Raw genomic sequence first — 1,902 nt, forward strand, 5'->3', positions numbered from 1 at the left:
GAGCTGGACTGGTCGCGGTGCGCGATCGACTCCGTCAGTCTGCGGGCTGCAAAAGGGGGCCGTTGACGGGACCGAATCCGACCGACCGCGGCAAGCTTGGATCGAAGATCCACCTGATCTGTGACCGGAACGGACTGCCGCTGTCTCTGGGCATCTCCGGCGCGAACATGCACGACAGCCAGGGCCTGGAGCCGCTCGTGCGCGGCATCCCGCCCATCCGGTCCCGCCGTGGGCCTCGGCGTCGGCGGCCAGCGAAACTGCACGCGGACAAGGGCTACGACTACGACCACCTGCGTCGATGGCTCGGTCGGCGGGGCATCCGCCATCGCATCGCTCGCAAGGGCGTCGAGTCCTCGCAGCGGCTGGGCCGGCATCGCTGGGTGGTCGAAAGAACCGTGTCCTGGCTGGCCGGCTGCCGTCGCCTCCACCGACGGTACGAGCGCAAGGCCGAACACTTCCTCGCCTTCGTCGGCATAGCCGCAGCCCTTATCGGCTACCGCCGGTTAACGCCCCTACTCACGGCCTGAGCCGGTCCTGCTGCACATCGAAGCAGACCAGCCCCATGGACTCCGCCACCGCTGCCGCGTAGGCCGACGCCTCCTCGGCCATGCTCCACCGCATGGGGAAATAGATCAGCGGACCACTGGCCTCGCCGATCAGTGGGCCGGTCGACCAAGGCGAGGTGTCCTCCTCGTCCTCGGTGAGGTCGCACCACCGCTCAAGCAGCGCGGCCACGTAAGCCGCGATGCGTTCGGAGGGAGGCTCCTCCACCTCGCCGTCGATGCAGCGGTCGTACAGGTCGCTGAAGACCTGGTCGGCGGTCTTGTCATCCGCCGGCCTCTCGCCTTCCCAGACAGCAAGGTCGTAACTCATGTCCCGGAGACTCCCACATCGCACCGACACCCACCTGGCCGGTCGACGACACGAGCCTCAGCCAAAGGAAACGGCGTCTAACAGGTCATCTCATTTGGCGTGTTCGATAACCTGCTGGTGTGGGGATCGTCGAGCGGCTGGTGCCGGATGAGCTGTGGGAGTTGTTCCAGCGGGTGGTGCCGGAGGCGCCGACCCGTCCGCAAGGTGGAGGCCGACGTCGGCACGGTGACCGGGAGGTGCTGGCGGCGATCGTGTTCGTGGCCACGTCGGGCTGCACGTGGCAGCAGTTGCCGTCCGCATCGTTTGGACCGTCGGGAGCCACGGCTCACCGGCGGTTCACGGAATGGTCGAAGGCCAGGGTGTGGGCGAAGCTGCACCGCCTGGTCCTCGACGAGCTCGGTTCTCGCGGTGAGTTGGACTGGTCTCGGTGCGCGATCGACTCCGTGAACATGCGGGCCTTGAAAAGGGGGAGCTGACAGGCCCGAATCCTGTGGACCGGGGCAAGTACGGCTCGAAGATCCATTTGGTCACCGAGCGGACCGGTCTGCCCCTCTCCGTCGGCATCTCGGGTGCCAACGTCCATGACAGCCAGGCCCTGATCCCGCTGGTGCAGGGAATCCCGCCGATCCGCTCCCGCCGCGGCCGACGGCGACGCAGACCCGAAAAGCTCCACGCGGACAAGGGCTACGACTACAGCCACCTGCGGCGATGGTTACGTGGCCGTGGCATCACGCCCCGCATCGCACGCAAGGGCACGGACTCCAGCCAGCGGCTGGGCCGACACCGCTGGACCATCGAACGCACCATGGCCTGGCTCGCCGGATGCCGGCGCCTCCACCGCCGCTACGAACGCAAAGCCGAGCACTTCCTGGCCTTCACCAGCATCGCCTGCACACTCATCTGCTACCGCAGACTCACCAATTGAGATGACTTGTAAAGCGCGTTGCAGAAGGCTGTGTCTGGGCAGGTCAGACTCGGATTTAGTGCCGGCCTGATCATGCGGCGAGGGCGAGGTTGTGCATGTGGGCG

General features: G+C 66.7%; 2 protein-coding genes and 1 pseudogene. 2 read left to right on the plus strand and 1 reads right to left on the minus strand.

Translation table 11 applies throughout. The features are described 5' to 3' along the window. Positions 1–527 (plus strand): annotated as a pseudogene (locus ACWD0A_RS34780) (IS5 family transposase); the annotation flags it as partial. On the opposite strand, the gene ACWD0A_RS34785 reads toward ACWD0A_RS34780, so the two are convergent. Beyond that, on the minus strand, positions 517–873 hold the full coding sequence (locus ACWD0A_RS34785; protein ID WP_451304701.1) for a hypothetical protein: 357 nt from the start codon (positions 871–873) through the stop codon (positions 517–519). The pseudogene ACWD0A_RS34780 and the gene ACWD0A_RS34785 overlap by 11 nt on opposite strands. A 125-nt stretch (positions 874–998) precedes the next feature. Between ACWD0A_RS34785 and ACWD0A_RS34790 the strand changes: the two genes are divergently transcribed. Further along, positions 999–1,798, plus strand: a protein-coding gene (locus ACWD0A_RS34790; RefSeq protein ID WP_451304702.1) for an IS5 family transposase whose coding sequence is annotated in 2 segments (ribosomal slippage) — positions 999–1,334 and positions 1,337–1,798 — 798 coding nt in all. Because the reading frame shifts where the segments join, the coding sequence is not laid out codon by codon here. The last annotated feature ends 104 nt before the right edge of the window (positions 1,799–1,902 follow it).

It is taken from the genome of Streptomyces sp. NPDC002867, assembly GCF_053591895.1.

Excerpts from the sequence above, each read along its gene's own strand:
- ACWD0A_RS34785 (WP_451304701.1), bottom strand. The coding sequence starts at position 873 with ATGAGTTACGACCTTGCTGTCTGGGAAGGCGAGAGGCCGGCGGATGAC.